Origin of the sequence: Klebsiella sp. M5al (genome assembly GCF_002090195.1) — a bacterium.
GTDB lineage: Bacteria > Pseudomonadota > Gammaproteobacteria > Enterobacterales > Enterobacteriaceae > Klebsiella > Klebsiella grimontii.
Genome location: NZ_CP020657.1, coordinates 4381204 through 4398978 on the forward strand (window position 1 = coordinate 4381204; position 17775 = coordinate 4398978).

At 53.8% G+C, this 17775-nt stretch carries 13 protein-coding genes; 8 read left to right on the plus strand and 5 right to left on the minus strand.

Annotation, left to right across the window (positions count from 1 at the left end):
• Positions 1-7: 7 nt before the first annotated feature.
• A complete protein-coding gene (gene bglK, locus BWI76_RS20960) occupies positions 8-901 on the minus strand; it encodes a beta-glucoside kinase BglK (RefSeq protein ID WP_004136493.1) in 894 nt (297 codons plus the stop codon).
• Positions 902-1166: 265 nt separating this feature from the next.
• Here bglK and purM point away from each other — a divergent pair, with 265 nt between their 5' ends.
• On the plus strand, positions 1167-2204 hold the full coding sequence (purM, locus tag BWI76_RS20965; protein WP_004136492.1) for a phosphoribosylformylglycinamidine cyclo-ligase: 1038 nt from the start codon (positions 1167-1169) through the stop codon (positions 2202-2204).
• Entirely contained in the window at positions 2201-2842 is a 642-nt protein-coding gene (purN, locus tag BWI76_RS20970; RefSeq protein WP_004136490.1) for a phosphoribosylglycinamide formyltransferase, read from the plus strand. The genes purM and purN overlap by 4 nt, the downstream gene beginning before the upstream one ends.
• A 43-nt stretch (positions 2843-2885) precedes the next feature.
• Here the strand turns inward: purN and BWI76_RS20975 are convergent, their stop codons facing one another.
• Positions 2886-4244, minus strand: coding sequence for a glycoside hydrolase family 28 protein (locus BWI76_RS20975; protein ID WP_049086061.1), 1359 nt, complete (start codon positions 4242-4244; stop codon positions 2886-2888).
• A gap of 422 nt (positions 4245-4666) precedes the next feature.
• Between BWI76_RS20975 and BWI76_RS20980 the strand changes: the two genes are divergently transcribed.
• Positions 4667-6121 (plus strand): MFS transporter, encoded by a 1455-nt coding sequence (locus tag BWI76_RS20980; RefSeq protein WP_049088330.1) that lies wholly within the window; start codon positions 4667-4669, stop codon positions 6119-6121.
• Positions 6096-7193 carry a glycoside hydrolase family 105 protein gene (locus tag BWI76_RS20985; protein WP_004136485.1) on the plus strand — a complete coding sequence of 366 codons (1098 nt, stop codon included), beginning with the start codon at positions 6096-6098 and terminating at the stop codon, positions 7191-7193. Before BWI76_RS20980 ends, BWI76_RS20985 begins: the two co-directional genes overlap by 26 nt.
• A gap of 3 nt (positions 7194-7196) precedes the next feature.
• On the opposite strand, the gene BWI76_RS20990 is transcribed toward BWI76_RS20985, so the two are convergent.
• Complete coding sequence (locus tag BWI76_RS20990) at positions 7197-8870, minus strand: hypothetical protein (RefSeq protein ID WP_004136483.1); 1674 nt, start codon at positions 8868-8870, stop codon at positions 7197-7199.
• Positions 8871-9047: 177 nt separating this feature from the next.
• On the opposite strand from BWI76_RS20990, the gene ppk1 reads away from it, so the two are divergent.
• On the plus strand, positions 9048-11108 hold the full coding sequence (ppk1, locus tag BWI76_RS20995; RefSeq protein ID WP_004123499.1) for a polyphosphate kinase 1: 2061 nt from the start codon (positions 9048-9050) through the stop codon (positions 11106-11108).
• Between the two features lie 3 nt (positions 11109-11111).
• Positions 11112-12653, plus strand: a complete 1542-nt coding sequence (ppx, locus tag BWI76_RS21000) for an exopolyphosphatase (protein ID WP_004136480.1) — start codon at positions 11112-11114, stop codon at positions 12651-12653.
• A gap of 37 nt (positions 12654-12690) precedes the next feature.
• On the opposite strand, the gene BWI76_RS21005 is transcribed toward ppx, so the two are convergent.
• Positions 12691-14913: an EAL domain-containing protein gene (locus tag BWI76_RS21005; protein WP_004136474.1), complete on the minus strand. Its 2223-nt coding sequence runs from the start codon at positions 14911-14913 to the stop codon at positions 12691-12693.
• 370 nt (positions 14914-15283) lie between these two features.
• On the opposite strand from BWI76_RS21005, the gene BWI76_RS21010 reads away from it, so the two are divergent.
• Entirely contained in the window at positions 15284-15475 is a 192-nt protein-coding gene (locus tag BWI76_RS21010) for a YfgG family protein (RefSeq protein WP_024359340.1), read from the plus strand.
• Positions 15476-15491: 16 nt separating this feature from the next.
• Here BWI76_RS21010 and BWI76_RS21015 read toward each other — a convergent pair whose 3' ends face one another.
• Positions 15492-16379, minus strand: coding sequence for a LysR family transcriptional regulator (locus BWI76_RS21015; RefSeq protein WP_024359341.1), 888 nt, complete (start codon positions 16377-16379; stop codon positions 15492-15494).
• Between the two features lie 97 nt (positions 16380-16476).
• Here BWI76_RS21015 and BWI76_RS21020 point away from each other — a divergent pair, with 97 nt between their 5' ends.
• Positions 16477-17673, plus strand: coding sequence for an MFS transporter (locus BWI76_RS21020; RefSeq protein WP_004136468.1), 1197 nt, complete (start codon positions 16477-16479; stop codon positions 17671-17673).
• Positions 17674-17775 lie beyond the last annotated feature (102 nt).

Genomic DNA, 17775 nt, shown 5'->3' on the forward strand with positions numbered 1-17775 from the left:
TCTCTCCCTATGCGCAGTCGCCGCTATGCGACCGGTATTGCTGATTGAAATGGTAAACCGCGCCTACCAGCCCGGCATCGTTGCCGTGGCTAACGGTGTCGATATATTCCGCAATGCCAAACCAGGCCAGATGTTCGCGCAGCAGCGCCAGAAAGCCCGGCCGTTCCACAATCCCGCCGCCGATCAAAATCGTTTGCGGGTCGAATAAGTTAACGAGGTTATATAGTCCGGTGCCCAGGCCGTTAAAGAATTCCGCGACCAGACGTCGACAGATGGCGTCGCCCGCATCGTAGCGGTCAAAAATCTCTTCGCCAGTGACGTCATCCAGCGCCTTACCGATATGCTCAGCGTAGCGATGGCGCAGCACGCGCAGCGTGCAGTTTTCATTCATCGAATAGCGCCGCACATCGCGGGTACCCGGACGCGCGGTTTGCATATAGCCGAACTCGCCGGCGCGGAAGCGCGCGCCGTGGACCAGCTGGTTATTACAGAAAATCGCCCCGCCGATGCCGGTGCCGATGGTCAGGACCAGAAAGTTGCTCATGTCGGCGGCTTTACCCCGCCAGCGCTCGGCCAGCAGTACGCAGTTAGCATCGTTCTCAATGGCCACGGGCAGGCGCACCTGCTGCTCAAGCCAGTCCTTGATGGCGAAGTTATCGAATTTACGGATGGCGCCGCCCATTTCGATAAAGCCGGTATGCGGGTTAACGTAGCCGGGCGCGCTGATGGCCACCCCTTCGCACGCCGGGTGCGCGGCGATCCACACCAGCATCGCCTGCAGGATCTGGTCGCCGTCGCTGTCGATGATGGTCTGCTTTCCTTTCTCCAGCAGCGTGCCTTCGCGCGTCATTACCCCCATTTTTAACGCCGTGCCACCGATATCAAATGCGGCAATTTTCATCCTCAGCTTTCCTCCAGAATCCATCAAATTCACGGTTTCTCTCTGCTTGCAGCACAAAAGAAACCGGTTTCAGTGGCATGATGATTATTCCCGGCAACGCTGGCAAGCAGAAGACTGTACCCGGTTTCATTTTCGTGAACAGTATCAAATTTGCGCACTTAACGGCCGTTTTACGTCGACTGCAAAGCAGGCTCGCAAACGTTTGCTATCCCTGTTAGAATTGCGCCGTTTTTTATTGCTACCGCAAACGCGTGGAGACTTCGCAGTGACCGATAAAACCTCTCTCAGCTATAAAGATGCCGGCGTGGATATTGATGCAGGCAACGCTCTCGTCGACCGTATTAAGGGCGTGGTGAAGAAAACCCGTCGCCCGGAAGTGATGGGTGGACTGGGCGGATTCGGCGCGCTGTGCGCGCTGCCGCAGAAGTATCGCGAACCGGTTCTGGTCTCCGGCACCGACGGCGTCGGCACCAAGCTGCGTCTGGCGATGGACCTGAAGCGTCACGACACTATCGGTATCGACCTGGTCGCCATGTGCGTAAACGACCTTGTGGTTCAGGGCGCAGAGCCGCTGTTCTTCCTGGATTACTACGCCACCGGCAAACTGGATGTCGATACCGCGGCGAGCGTAATCAGCGGCATCGCTGAAGGCTGCCTGCAGTCAGGCTGCGCGCTGGTGGGCGGCGAGACGGCGGAAATGCCGGGCATGTACCACGGCGAAGACTATGATGTGGCTGGTTTCTGCGTCGGCGTAGTAGAAAAATCAGAAATTATCGACGGTAGCAAAGTGGCCGACGGCGACGTGCTGGTGGCGCTGGCTTCCAGCGGCCCGCACTCGAACGGCTACTCTCTGGTGCGCAAAATTATCGAAGTCAGCGGCGTTGACCCGCAAACCACCGATCTCAACGGTAAGCCACTGGCCGACCATCTGCTGGCGCCGACCCGCATTTATGTGAAATCCGTACTCGACCTGATTGCCAACGTCGACGTGCACGCCATCGCCCACCTGACCGGCGGCGGCTTCTGGGAAAACATCCCGCGCGTCCTGCCGGACAACACTCAGGCAGTCATCGATGAATCCTCCTGGCAGTGGCCGGACGTGTTCAACTGGCTGCAAACCGCCGGTAACGTCAGCAGCCACGAAATGTATCGCACCTTTAACTGCGGCGTTGGCATGGTTATCGCGCTGCCGGCGGAAGCGGCGGATAAAGCCGTTGCCTTCCTGAACGACAAAGGTGAAAGCGCGTGGAAAATAGGGTATATCAAAGCCTCTGATTCCGAACAGCGTGTGGTCATTGAATGAAAAACATCGTGGTGCTGATTTCCGGTAACGGTAGCAACCTGCAGGCGATCATTGACGCCTGCGCCCGGAAGAAAATCAACGGCACCCTGCGTGCAGTCTTCAGCAACAAGGCCGACGCGTTCGGCCTTGAGCGCGCGCGCGTGGCCAATATTCCGGCTCACGCGCTCGCCGCCAGCCAGTTTGCCAACCGGGAAGCCTTTGACCGCGAGCTGATGCACGAGATCGATGCTTACGCGCCGGATCTGGTGGTGCTGGCCGGCTACATGCGGATTCTTAGCCCGGCTTTTGTCGCCCACTATCAGGGGCGTATGCTGAATATCCACCCTTCCCTGCTGCCAAAGTATCCGGGGCTGCACACCCATCGCCAGGCGCTGGAAAATGGTGATGAAGAGCACGGAACATCGGTGCATTTCGTCACTGACGAACTGGACGGAGGCCCGGTGGTTCTGCAGGCTAAGGTACCGGTGTTCGCTGAAGATACCGAAGACGACATCACCGCCCGCGTACAAGCTCAGGAACACGATATCTACCCCCTGGCTATCAGCTGGTTTGTCGACGGCCGCCTGCGCGCGGAGGGCAACGAAGCCTGGCTTGACAATGTTCCTCTTCCGCCGCAGGGATACGCGGCAGAAGAGTAAACTTTCCCGCCTCTGGCGTCCGCTGGAGGCGTTTTTCATTGGCTCAGGCTTCCCGCACCGATGACCGCTCGCACTTTTCCAGACACAGCGCTTGCGTGTTCCAGCCTGCCGGTAGGGGGACTGGACGCTGCCAATCAAGTCCTCTGACGACCAAATCGGAAACCCCTTGCGCAAACAGGACGGGTAGCCCTCCAGGATAGGGTTCGACTCCCCAGGCCTTTCCCGTCTCTGGATTGAGGCACCAGGCGTTATCGATACCCATTCCTGTTGGCGAAAGAGGATTACAAGGCGGACGAATATCATAATTCCCCTGCCCGCCGTGGCGATGCAGCCGCTGGGTAAGCTGAATATTCTCAAGTCGTATTCGATTGATCGTGGCTGGGGTTTCACTGTGCATATTGATGGCGCCTTCACATTCTCCGCTAAGCCCGCGAAACTGGATTTGCGTAATCTCACCGGGCTCGATCTGCGGATGCCTGCGACGCGCGGAGAGGAAAATCGGGTCCGCCTCCCCCCAGTGACAGGCTGGCGCCGCCACACACGCAAAAGTCATGCTGGTAAAGAGCATTCTTCGTAGCCGGCCACCATCGCGTGAAATCAGGCCAATACCGCGATTCGAATCAAAGATAGTGCAATTGCTGACCACAATATCTTCAATATCTTGCCAGGTTTCCGTGCCGATTTTAAAAGCGCAGCTTTTTGAGTGCAGGGTACAATTGACGATTGTCACTTGACGTAAAGGTCGTTGGATAGCCGCCGGTTTATCGGTGGTTTTCAGACAAATTGCATCGTCCGCCGCACTAAAAAAACTATTAGCAATATGTACCTGCTGACAGCTATCGATATCCAGCGCATCAGTATTCGCCATGGTCAGATCGTTATCAACGCTAATGCCATCAATCACCACCTGTGAACACGAAACAAGATGAATGGTCCACATCGGCGCATGGTGTACACGGATATTTTCCAGCCTGACCCGCTGGCAATTTTCCAGAAGAATGATGCGCGGTCGCTGTTCGGCGGGCGTGCGATAGCCCATATCGTCAACCGATGAGGAGAACCAACCATCGGCATTACCGTAAATAGTACCGCCCCCACAAATCGAGATATTTTCGGCATCCCGGGCATAGAGAAAAGCCCGGTCGGAGCACTCTGCACGGCTTAAGGCCACCGCCTGGGTGAAGTCAGCATAATTATCGCTGACGATGAGTTCCGCACCGGGTGACAACCACAGACAGGTATTTGACCCCATGCGTAACCCGCCAAGGTAATATTTTCCACTTTCCACCACCAGCGTACCGCCGCCCGCTTGCGATAAGGTATCCAGCGCTTTTTGAAAAATCTCAGTGTCGCGAGTCATACCATCTGCGTGCGGGTGCCAGTTTGAAAGAAAAATGTTCATAAGTTTTCCTGAGATGAAACGGGAAAGCTATCTGAACACAGTCATTATCGATCGCCGTAGGGCAAAACAGCCCTGACATAGGTAATCTGTCGGCATTCTCACAACTCCCTTTTTTCCCGCCGTTCATCTGTGATTAAGCACACATTTCTTCTCCCATCTTCCGCAGAAATAGCGATAGACATCACATTTCATTTTTTCGCCCGTGCGAATACTGCTGGCCATATCACGCTATTTATTTCATTTAATCCGCTTTCAACGCCTCGCTCTCAGTTCTTAACAAAAGCGACTTGATGACGATTCCGCAAAATTTTCACCTCTTTTACTGTGCTACTTCCTCTTTACTGACAGAAGAGACAGGAAAAATGACGAGGACAGTAACGGCACCACGGGAAGTAAAAACACGCAATATTCTCTGCTGGGGGATGGGCGATATCTTCGGCAGCGGCGCAATGACGATCACCGGGCTTTGGCTGCTTTATTTTTATATTGAAGTGGCGGGTCTTTCTCCCGCCGCCGCCGCATCCATCTTTGCGATCGCCAAAATTTGGGATGGCATCACCGACCCGATCATGGGTTATATCACCGACAATATTCGCACGCGCTGGGGGCGACGCCGACTATTCTTTATTATCGGCGCGCCGCTCTCTTTTTGCTTTGCCCTGATGTGGGTAAGCGGTTTTGGCTATGCCTGGTATCTTGGCACTTATTTGTTATTCAGCACCGTTTTTACTCTCTTGATGGTGCCCTACGATACGCTGCCCGCGGAGATGACATCGCGTTACGATCTGCGTTCAAAAATGTCTGGCGCGCGGATGCTATTTGCCCAGGCGACAGCGTTTTTATCTGCACTTATCCCAGGACAAATTTTGGCGCACGTCGCCGATAAATCGCAGGCATTTTTATATATCGGCCTGGTCTTTTCCGTACTCTTCGCCCTACCGTGGATCTTCGTTTGGCGGGGAACCTGGGAGCGGGAGAATCTGCCGCCGCCTTCGGCTCAGCGCGGGATGGGAAAAACACTTATCTCGCTGTATCGAGAGATGGCTTCAACTTTCCGTTTACGTACTTTTCGCATTCACATCATGATGTACGTGGGCGGAGCCGTCGCCCTGGATATTTTCGGCTCGCTGTTTATGCACTATCTCACCTACGTACTTCAGGTCGGCGCATCCTTAGCTTCCCAGGCAATGAGCCTGATGACGCTATTTCAATTTTTTGCCATCCCTTTCTTTACCTGGCTTTGTATTCGCATCGGCAACGGCAACGCCTACAAATTGGCGATTGGATTGATTATGTGCGCCTTATTGTGGTTCAGCCAGCTTTCCGCCTCCATAAGTCATTTGTCATGGCTCTTATTGGGTGGAGCCATCGTGATGGGTATCGCACGCGGCGGAACCTATCTTATCCCATGGAACGTCTACAACTTTTTACCTGATGTGGATGAAGCTTATACCGGCGTCAGACGTGAAGGCATTTACGCGGGCGTCATGATGCTAACGCGCAAATTTTCCCAGGCGCTAGCCCTGTTTATTGTCGGACTGGCGCTGGAGGCGTTTGGCTTTACCAAAGGCGCTGAATCGCAAGATGCCGCCGCGCTAAACGGCATCTGGTGGGTATTCCTTATCGGACCGGGTTTACTCACTCTGCTGGCGATGTACGGTGCGTTTCGCTTTCGTCTAAGCCAGGAGTGTCATCAGACGCTGACCTGCGAGCTAGAGCGTCTGCGGTCTGGCGGTAAACCAGAAGATGCATCAACGCAGGTACGACAAACCGTAGAGCTGCTTACCGGACATCCGCATATGAATACCCACTGGCAGCACATTGCTGAAACGACAACACAAGGGAATCACTATGTCGCAGAAAATAAGCCATCCTGAACTCATCCTTCTTATCGAAAAACTGATCGATAGCCTCACCGCTATTCAGGATGACAGCGGTCAATTCCTGCAGCGCCTGCCTGACGGGCGCGTGATTGACACAAAAGGCTGGGCGGGATGGGAATGGACACATGGCATCGGCTTGTTTGGTCTCTACCGCTACCATGAACTTACCGGATCGTCTCGCGCCAGGCAGATTATTGACGACTGGTTCAGCGCCCGCTTCGCCGAAGGAACGCCGGAGAAAAATATTAACACCGCGATCCCTTTTTTGACGCTTGCCGGTCGCTACCAGCAGGACGCTCGTCACGAATGGCGCGCGTATCTGGAAGTCTGGGGAGATGCGCTTTATCGTCAGATTCCACGTACTGATGAAGGCTGCATGCAGCATGTCACCTACGAAAACGCGCATTATCAGCAAATCTGGGATGACACCTTGATGATGGCGATTCTGCCTCTGGCCAGGCTTGGGCTTTTATTACAAAAACCTTACTGGGTAGAAGAAGCAAAATTTCAATTTCTACAGCACCTTCACTACCTTACGGACAGAAAAAGCGGTTTATGGTTTCACGGCTGGAACTTCAACGGCAGGCACCATTTTGCCGGGGCGCTATGGGCTCGCGGTAATAGCTGGATAACATTGGCGATTCCTGAACTGCTGGAAATGCTCAATCTTGATGAGCATGACGCCTTCTATCGCCAGCTCTGTAACATCCTGCAGGGCCAGGTATCCGCCCTCGCCCGCTGTCAATGTGAAAACGGGCTATGGCCGACGCTATTAGATGATGCCACAAGCTACGCTGAAGCCTCAGCAACGGGGGGATTCGCAGCCGGTATCCTGAAAGCGATACGTCTCGGCTACCTCGACGACCGCTATCTGCCCGTTGCCGAACGAGCAATTGCAGGCATTATTAAGCATATCTCGCCGGAGGGGGAATTAACCCAGGTCTCATTTGGCACGGCAATGGGACACGATCTTGACCATTACCGGCGGATCCCCCTGACCGCGATGCCATATGGCCAGGCGCTGGCGATACTCAGCCTGGTCGAGGCTTTATACCGCACGCGGTAATACCTAATGCCTGAGCGCCGACAGTTCGCTGCTCAGGCTATCAGCCAGGCTACGAACCCGACCCGCATCGAACATAATATGAAACCCAGGCGATGCTTCGCGCATCTGCTGGCAAAGCATCTCCATTTCGGATGCCCCCTGATACAACGCCTGCACGTTGATATGGCAGATTTCTCTCATACTCCAGCTATTCTCCACCTCACGAGCAAAATGCAGCGTAAAAAAAGCCTTCTGCGCATGCGTGAACAGCTGACAGTAGAGCGCTAGCCCACGCCATTCATTCTGCCAGAGCCGATAGAGCGCCGCGGGAAACGCGGCATTCTCGGCAAACTCCAGCGCCTGCGCGCATAGTTTCAGGGCATCTGCCGCGACCTCATCCTTCTCTTGCGCAATTCGCGTGAGGTTTTCCATCGATTTTTGCGGATCGTCACGCGTGAAGTGGATGTCCTGGGCCGACCCCGGCAGCCAGTGATCGCGCGCCAGCTGGCTGTACAAACTCCATACGGCCTGACCATAGCTTTCCGGTAGCTGACTATGGCGGTGAAAAACGTGATCGCGGACGTAAATCGCCTGGTAAAGCAGCTCCGTTGCCTGCTCCAGTAGCTGCTGAAAACGGCGGGCGACTGAAACATCGGGGCACCAGCCGTAACGCTCAGCCAGCCAGAGATCCAACAGCTGCTCCTGGGTCTTTCCCGCGCCATGACCTAACAGCTGGCTACAGGCAAACAAATTGCATTCGCTTAACGTTTCCGGTATCCAGTGGTTATCAACGCTCTCCCAACTGGTTTTGCATATCGCACCGGTGATTCTGGGATTCGCGCTTTGGCACCACAGCAGTCGGCCTTTTAACTCATCGATGCGCAAGAAAGGCATAACGCCCCAACCCACCTCTTCGCCGGCTAAATCAATATCAACCCAGACGTCGCGCAGAGTGACCTGAAGCAGCGCGGGATTATTTGGAAATGCTGGCCAGAAACGTTCTGGCGTTAACTTGATCGATACCGAAACGGTTGGCGGAAGCGGCTCGATAGCATCGAGAACGGTGCCAAGATCATCATTACTTGCAGGGAAAACCCGTAAAACCAGATGTTTATTTTGCGCGCTAACCACCTGGCTCAGCGCCTGAAAACAACGGCGATAGAGCACAAAGCTTTGCGACGGTTGCCGGGCATTTTCAGGCTCATCCCTGGCGTTTATATCCCATTTAGGACGCGTAATCGGCAATAAACCATCGGTGCTGGAAAGCGCAATAATTAACCCCGTTAACGCTGGAATTCCCTGACAAACGCCGCGAATTTTGTCTGTCAGCCAGCGGCTCCAGAAATCGACATCAAAAAGGATCCCTTGCTGGTTATCCAGCAGATACTTATGCGACAACAGCAATTCCGTTGGGAACCCCAGCTCTTTCGCCTGTAAATAAAATCGCAGCCCCTGCTCGCGGCAATACATGGCGAGACGATTAAGGTAGACACAGCGCGCTCGCTGCTGACTGGAAACGCTATCGTTATAGTGAAAAGGCGTATATCCCTTCGGGGACACCAGCTTACCGAAGAGATCTGCCTGCCCCACCACGATAGTATTAAAGCCGTGCTGAGAGGCATACCTGACCAGATTGCATACCGATGACCAGTTCCATATATCCTGATTATTCAGTTCTAACGCCCGCGTCTCCCACATGGTTTTGCTCCTGAATCTCACCTTGCCTTGACCATAACGTATGTCGTGAAAATCGTCTGTTTTTCTTCGCTATATACTGCAAGAAAACAGTCATACTTCTTTGACATAATTGGACATTCAGTGGCAAAGCTCGCCATAATGAAAAAGCAACATACATCAACCGGAGTGTGAGCTGTAATGGGCCAGGAAAAGCTATACATCGAAAAAGAACTCAGCTGGTTGTCCTTTAACGAACGCGTACTTCAGGAAGCGGCGGACAAAAGCAACCCGCTGATTGAGCGCATGCGCTTTTTGGGAATTTACTCCAACAACCTCGATGAATTCTATAAAGTGCGGTTCGCCGAACTTAAGCGCCGCATCATCATTAGCGAAGAACAAGGCAGTACCGCCCACTCTCGTCACCTGCTAGGCAAAATCCAGGCTCGCGTGCTTAAGGCCGATCAGGAATTTGACGGCTTATACAACGAGCTGCTGCTGGAAATGGCGCGTAACCAGATTTTCCTGATCAACGAACGCCAGCTCTCCGTCAACCAGCAGTCCTGGCTGCGTAACTACTTCAAGCTGTATCTTCGTCAGCACATCACGCCAATTCTGATTAATCGCGAAACGGATCTGGTGCAGTTTCTGAAGGATGATTACACCTACCTGGCCGTCGAAATTATTCGCGGGGATACCATCAATTACGCGCTGCTGGAGATTCCGTCTGACAAGGTGCCGCGTTTTGTGAACCTGCCGCCGGAAGCGCCTCGCCGGCGCAAGCCAATGATTTTGCTAGATAATATCCTGCGATACTGCCTGGATGATATCTTCAAGGGCTTTTTCGATTACGACGCGCTGAACGCCTACTCGATGAAAATGACCCGTGACGCCGAATACGATCTGGTGCACGAGATGGAATCGAGCCTGATGGAGCTGATGTCCTCCAGCCTGAAACAGCGTCTGACCGCCGAGCCGGTGCGCTTCGTTTATCAGCGCGACATGCCGGACGCAATGGTCGAAATGCTGCGCGATAAGCTCTCCATCTCCAACTACGATTCGATGCTGCCGGGCGGTCGTTACCACAACTTTAAAGACTTTATCGGCTTCCCGAACGTCGGCAAAGCTAATCTGGTCAATAAACCGATGCCGCGTCTGCGCCATCTGTGGTTCGATAAATTCCGTAACGGCTTTGACGCGATTCGCGAACGCGACGTGCTGCTGTACTACCCGTACCATACGTTTGAACACGTCCTTGAGCTGCTGCGCCAGGCCTCTTTCGACCCAAGCGTGCTGGCTATCAAAATCAACATCTACCGCGTCGCGAAAGATTCACGGATTATCGATTCGATGATTCATGCCGCCCACAACGGTAAGAAAGTGACGGTGGTCGTGGAGCTGCAGGCGCGTTTCGATGAAGAAGCCAATATTCATTGGGCTAAGCGCCTGACCGAAGCCGGCGTGCACGTTATCTTCTCCGCGCCGGGCCTCAAGATCCACGCCAAGCTGTTCCTGGTTTCGCGAAAAGAGGGCGATGAAGTCGTTCGCTATGCGCATATCGGTACCGGAAACTTCAACGAAAAAACCGCGCGGCTTTACACCGACTACTCGCTGCTGACCGCCGATGCGCGCATCACCAATGAAGTCCGCCGGGTATTTAACTTTATTGAAAACCCCTACCGCCCGGTCAGCTTCGATTATCTGCTGGTGTCGCCACAAAACTCGCGTCGCCTGCTTTATGAGATGATCGATCGCGAAATAGCCAACGCGCAGAATGGCCAGCCGTCGGGGATCATGCTGAAGCTGAACAACCTCGTCGATAAAGGCCTGGTAGACCGTCTCTATGCCGCGTCTAGCTCCGGCGTGCCGGTTAATTTACTTATTCGCGGCATGTGCTCGCTGATCCCCGGCCTCGAAGGCATCAGCGAAAACATTCGCGTGACCAGCATTGTTGACCGTTTCCTTGAGCATGACCGAGTTTATTGCTTTGAAAACGGCGGCGATAAGCAGGTTTGGCTATCGTCGGCGGACTGGATGACGCGCAATATTGACTATCGTATCGAAGTTGCCGCGCCGCTGCTGGATCCGCGGCTGAAACAGCGGGTGCTGGATATTTTCGATCTCCTCTTCAACGATACGGTGAAAGCGCGCTATCTTGATAAAGAACTGAGCAATCGCTACGTGCCGCGCGGCAATCGCCGTAAAGTCCGTGCACAGATGGCGATATACGACTACCTCAAATCACTTGAACAGCCCGACTAACCTATGCCAATAAACGATAATGCCCCTCGGCCGCAGGAGTTCGCTGCGGTCGACCTCGGTTCGAACAGTTTTCATATGGTGATCGCCCGCGTCGTTGACGGGGCAATGCAGATCATCGGTCGTCTGAAACAGCGCGTACATCTGGCCGACGGTCTGGATGAAAACTCTGTACTGAGCGAAGAGGCTATGACGCGCGGGCTGAACTGCCTGTCGCTGTTCGCCGAGCGCCTGCAGGGTTTTGACCCGTCCAGCGTGTGCATCGTCGGCACGCACACGCTGCGCCAGGCGACAAACGCCGCAGAGTTCCTCAAGCGCGCGGAGCAGGTCATCCCCTACCCCATTGAAATCATCCCCGGCAACGAGGAAGCGCGTCTGATTTTTATGGGCGTGGAGCATACGCAGCCGGAGCGAGGCCGTAAGCTGGTCATCGATATCGGCGGCGGCTCTACCGAGCTGGTGATCGGCGAGGATTTCGAGCCTCGCCTGGTGGAAAGCCGCCGTATGGGCTGCGTGAGCTTCTCTCAGGCCTACTTTGCTGGCGGCGTCATCAACAAAGAGAATTTCCAGCGCGCGCGTCTGTCGGCCGTGCAAAAGCTGGAAACCCTGGCGTGGCAGTTCCGCATCCAGGGGTGGAACGTCGCCCTCGGCGCGTCGGGCACCATTAAAGCCGCCCACGAAGTGCTGGTGGCCATGGGCGAGAAAGACGGGTTCATCACTCCCGAGCGCCTCGAGATGCTGGTCGAAGAGCTGCTGAAGTATAAAAACTTCGACTCGCTGAGCCTGCCCGGGCTCTCGGAAGATCGTAAAGCCGTTTTTGCGCCCGGCCTGGCGATTCTCTGCGGGGTGTTTGACGCGCTGGCGATTAAAGAGCTGCGCTTATCCGACGGCGCGCTGCGCGAAGGCGTACTGTACGAGATGGAAGGACGTTTCCGTCACCAGGATATCCGTAGCCGCACCGCGCAAAGCCTGGCGAACCAGTACAATATCGACCGCGAGCAGGCGCGTCGGGTACTGGAGACCACCACGCATATTTTTGAGCAATGGCAGGAGCAGAACCCTAAGCTTGCGAACCCTCATCTGGCGGCGCTGCTGAAATGGGCGACGATGCTGCATGAAGTCGGCTTAAATATTAACCACAGCGGCATGCACCGTCATTCGGCTTATATCCTGCAAAACAGCGATCTGCCGGGCTTTAATCAGGAACAGCAGATGCTGATGGCCACCTTAGTTCGCTATCACCGTAAAGCGATTAAGCTGGATGATTTACCGCGTTTCACGCTGTTTAAGAAAAAGCAGTTTCTGCCGTTAATACAGCTGCTGCGCCTTGGGGTGCTGCTGAATAACCAGCGACAGGCGACGACCACGCCGCCAACCCTTACGCTGAAAACCGAGGCGAACCACTGGACGCTGACCTTCCCGCATGACTGGTTTAGCCAGAATGCGCTGGTATTGCTCGATCTGGAAAAAGAGCAGGAGTACTGGGAAGGCGTGCCTGACTGGTGGCTGAAAATCAGCGAAGAAGAGAAGCCTGACGCGACAAGCTAGCTTCACTCATATGGGCCGGACTTTCCGGCCCATTCGTTTATTCATCCTCAACCAACGCCTCAAGCGGGGCCGGTTTGCCGATATCATAGCCCTGCATGTAATCAATCCCCAGTGAAACCACGGCCTGACGAATCTCTGGCGTTTCGACATATTCAGCCACCACCTGCATATTTTTCATTCTCGCAAGAAGGCAAATAGAGGCAACGGCCTGATAGTCCAGACTACTGGTCACCAGATTACGAATAAAACTGCCGTCAATTTTCAGCAGATCCGCATTCATCGTTTTCAGCCGCGCGTAGCTGGCATAGCCGGTGCCAAAATCATCAATCGCGACCCGACAGCCCAGGTCCTGAAGCTGCGCGAGGGTTTTCCGCGCTTGTTCGGGATTGGTCAGCGAATGGTTCTCCGTCAGCTCAAAAATAATCTGCCAGGGTTCGATGTCATAATGCTCCAGCAGCGTTTTTACCTGCTGATGGAAATGGCTGTTACTCACAGAAAAAGGTGAGATATTTATCGCCAGACGCATTCCCGGAAGCTTTTTGCGCCGCTTGTCCATAAAGATGAGCGTATGTTCAAGGACCCAGCTATCAATACGCGCCGACAGTCCAAACTCGTGCGCCACCGGTAAAAAGGTATCCGGCATGATGACTTCATCATCGTCGTTCAGCATCCTGAGCAGAACTTCGTGGTAGCTATCCCCCCGGATGCCGACAATGGGTTGCGCCATCAGCATGAAGCGATCCTGCTCCAGCGCCTTCACCAGCTGATTCATTATAGTGACTTTGTCTTTCAGCTCCTGTTGCGTATTGATGGCTCCGCGACGCTGTAAATTTTCAGGACTGCCGGTGGCGAGGGAAAGGTCGGCCGCGCTGCTGAGTTCACCCAGCAGTAAATGCAGATGAATCACCGGAGAGCGAACGTTGCAATAGCTGAACCCCACGGGTGGCTGCAAAGGCATGCCATTCCAGACAAAACGAAACTTTTTGAGATGCTCATAAAGCAGGGGGATTCGCTGCTGATGCTCTTCGCTGTTCAGATGGACTACCAGCTCATGCCCGGCCATCTGATAGATATCCTCCCCACTCTGCAATAGCTCGCTGAGTGACTCGGCCAGCAGCTGCTTGTACTGGATACGCAACAGAACGCCGTAATGGCGGCCTAATATTTCCAGCTCAGGAATGCGTAAGAAGCACAACACTGACCAGGAGGATTTATTTAACGCCCGGCTCAGCGCCCGAATATTGGGCAAGCGTACAACCGGATCCATGAAGGCCATCCTGCGCATGCGCGCATAAAAAATTCTCTGCTGCGTCGCCAGCATCGCCATATAGGCGATAATAAATGAAAACACCAGATAGCTGGAGGAGGTAATAGCCAGCTGATTGTTGTAAATCGGTGAATGTGGGAGATATTGATTATGAAAGTGAATTATAACAATTAAAACAGGAGACCAGACCAATGAAATGAAGCGATAACCAAAGCGCATAGCGCCCCAAAGCATCACTGGCATAAGTAAAGACAAGGTATAATTTGTGCTAAAAATAGTGCTCGTACTATTCAACGGCATTAATAGCAGCACCAATAAAATGATCAGCACTGCCGCCCATAAAATAAATTCTAAGCGTTTTATTTTTGGATCGATCTGCAGGCGAATCTGAGAAACAAACCCTCGAATATAGAGAGGGTTGCGGATAATTCGAATAAGAAAATAGCATAACGGCACGCCGGTCAAGCACCCAGCCATAAGGGCCTGAAAGGTGATAAGCGAACGCAAGCTTAAGGGATTAACACCAATCAACCCAGTAGCTCGGGGATGAATTCCAAGGTACTCAGCGAGTTGGGAAAGAACAAGAAAGATCAGCGATGGCAGCAGCATCTGCCAGACCAATCTCTGAGGCATCAGTCTCACATTGCCATGCGAGATTTGCTGCCTGCGCGGGACAAAAACGCGATACCCGCCCCAGGAAAGAACCGTCGGAATAAGAAAATGAAAAATCACGCCGATGGAATCTTCCAGCGTCATGCCGCGCGTAATGGTAAGCAACAAACCGAGAACGATTCCCGGCAAAGCGGTCCAGCCGAAAAACAGCATCAGGCTCAGTACTAACGCCAGGGGTAAATAGTAAAGATAAACTTCATTACCATCGAGTAATGCATCGGTGTTAGCCCATCTTGCCAGAGGGAGTAAAAGAACAGGCAAGATCAGCGGCAACGCCCACCATTTATCCCGATATTGCCTGTACAGTTTAATTATTTTCATAGATGCTCTACGGATAACCCTAAATCCTGCAGGGTATATTCAGGCGGGCATCCAACCAACCTTCATTATCGCGCAAGGAATAACAACGCGGAACTGGCTGGTGATTTTAGTTGTCGGAAAAAATAGACGATTGATATAAATCAAGAAATCTCGAGGCTAATATTAATAATGCCTTTTTTTTAACATCAATCTGCGATAAGCAGAAAGCATGTAAATACGAGGATTATCTTATATAACATTAATTAATGTTTTATCCCTGGGATTTTTACATCCTCATCAATTGACCCTTCCGCTTTACTGTGCCTTAATACGCACATCGCCCATCTTTTGGGTATACTTTAAGGAACCTTTTGTGAGTCAGGCACCCAGTATGCGTAAACGACATCGATTTAACCGTCGCATGACCCGTATCGTACTGCTTATCAGCTTTATCTTCTTCTTTGGACGCTTTGTCTACTCCTCCATCGGCGCCTGGTATCATCATCAGGATAAAAAGCAGTCGCAACAATCCACCATCACCGTTGATCCTTCCGACTCGCTGAAAACGCCTGTGCAAAAGTAAGCGCTGCGTACCGCGTTCAGCAACCGATTTGAGGTAGCAAACGCAGCACTTCAGCAATGCCTTTGCTGATGATTTTATCCTGGCGCATGACGACGCCTAGCTGGCGATACAGCAGCGGAGTCAACGATTGCACATTCAGGCCGATGCGATCCTGCGGATGCTCTACCGCCATACGCGGCACAATGCTGTACCCCAGTCCCGCGCGCACCATACGCTTAATTGCCTCAATGCTGCCTAACTGCATGACGGGCACAACCATCAGTCCATCATGACGAAACCAGCCATCAATCAGATCCCGGGTTCCACTTCCCGCTTCAAAGGCAATTAACGGCAAGGATTGCAGTATTTCTGGCGTCAGCGGCAAGGGCGGCTCGTCCTGTCCATCGCTAAAAATACAGACAAACTCTTCATCTAATACCGGCGTTACCGCCAGGCTGCGTCCGTTCGCCGGCAGCGTACAAAGCCCGAGATCGAGCCGATTCTCTTCGATAGCCCGAACCACTTCCAGCGTATTGCCGACCGTGACCTTCACCGTCAGCAGAGGATGATCCTGATGCAGCTTCTGCAACAGCGAAGGTAACAGATGGATACAGGCGGTTGCCCCGCTCCCCAGCGTCACCGAACCGCTAATTTCCCGGTTGAATTCGCTAACCGATTGCACCGCTGCGCTCACCGCCTGCTCAATTCGATCGCTATGCGCCAGCAAGGCGATTCCGGCCGCCGTCGCCTTAATGCCCCGCCCGGTGCGCTCCAGCAGTCTGGTTTGCAGAAATTGTTCCAGCTGACGTACCTGTAGGCTTACCGCTGGCTGCGACAGCCCTAGCAGGTCAGCTGCGGCTGAGAAGCTTCCGCGCTGTACCACCAGGCGGAACGTCGCCAGATTTCCCAGATTGAGCGTCGTCATCACAAAGTTTCTCTTATAAGGGTCATAAATGGACCGGCCTGCCTCCACAATAGCGTGCAGGGTATGCTGCGACAACAGCGTAACAAAATGGACGATCATGGATACACCTACAAAATCACTCTCCGCGCCGGGCTTTGTCACGCTTGCCGCCGGGTGCAACCAACTGATTAATTGGGGCATATCGTTTTATATGCCCGGCACTTTCGCCAGGGCTATAGCCCATGAAACCGGCTGGGCCGCAACGGAAATCTACTTTGGCCTGACTATCGCCATGCTGATGATGGCGATGCTCTCCCCGTTTGTCGCCCGGCTACTGGCCCACTTTGGCGGCCAACGGATAGTGGTCACAGGTACGCTGATGATTTCAGCAGGCTGCCTGATCATGGCTTACGTTCATAGCCTGTCGGCCTGGTTTGCCGCCTGGGCCCTGACCGGAGTCGGCATGCGCCTGGCGCTCTATGACGCGCTGTTCGCCGCGCTGGTGAATAGTTATGGGCAAAGCGCCAGACTCACCATCTCGCGCGTGACGCTGGCCGGAGGGCTGGCTTCGGCTCTGTTCTGGCCGCTCGGGGCAGGGTTGCTGACGCAGATGAACTGGCGGCATGCGCTGCTGATCTATGCCCTGTTCGGCCTGCTTAGCGCTATGCTGCTGTGGAAAATGCCAAATCATAAATTGCCCTCCCCCCGGCGGACAATTAAACGCCAGCGGCTCTCCGGCCGCGATAAGCGCTCCGCCCTGCTCTACGCGTCGCTGATTGCGCTGGTGACCTTCGTTTCCAACGGTACCTCGACGCATCTCCCGGAGTTTATCGCCAGCGTCGGGCTGCCTGTCGCAGTGGGAATGCTGTGGGGGATTGGGCAAACCGGCGCGCGCTTTCTCGAAGTAGCGTCCGGTTCCGCCCTTACGCCGTTAAGGTTAACGCTATTGACCACCCTGGTGATGCCGCTCTGCTTTGCGCTCGGTCTGAGCGGGTCTTATCTCTCCTGGGCGGCCGGCGGATTTGTACTGGGTTACGGCGCGATCAACGGCCTGACGACCGTATTTAAAGCCACCCTGCCGCTGCAGCTTTTCGCCGCGAAGGATTATGCCCGGCGAACCGGCATTCTGTTGATTCCCGCGCAGCTGCTGGCCGCCGCCTCGCCGTTTGTCTACGCGTGGCTGAATCATCATCTTGGGATGAGGGGCAGTTTAGCGGTTTCCGCCGCGCTGGCGCTGGTGGTTTTCGGCCTGGCGATGTCAATTGCATGGGATCACCGTGAGAAGACGCCCGCGGAGATTGAAGAACGGGGCTAACAGTATGAATCCGGTGACTTTGATTTATCGGTAAGACAAACCGTATTCATCGTTTTAGAGGATGCCGTAAGTTACGGTAATTCTTATAAAAAATGCCATTAA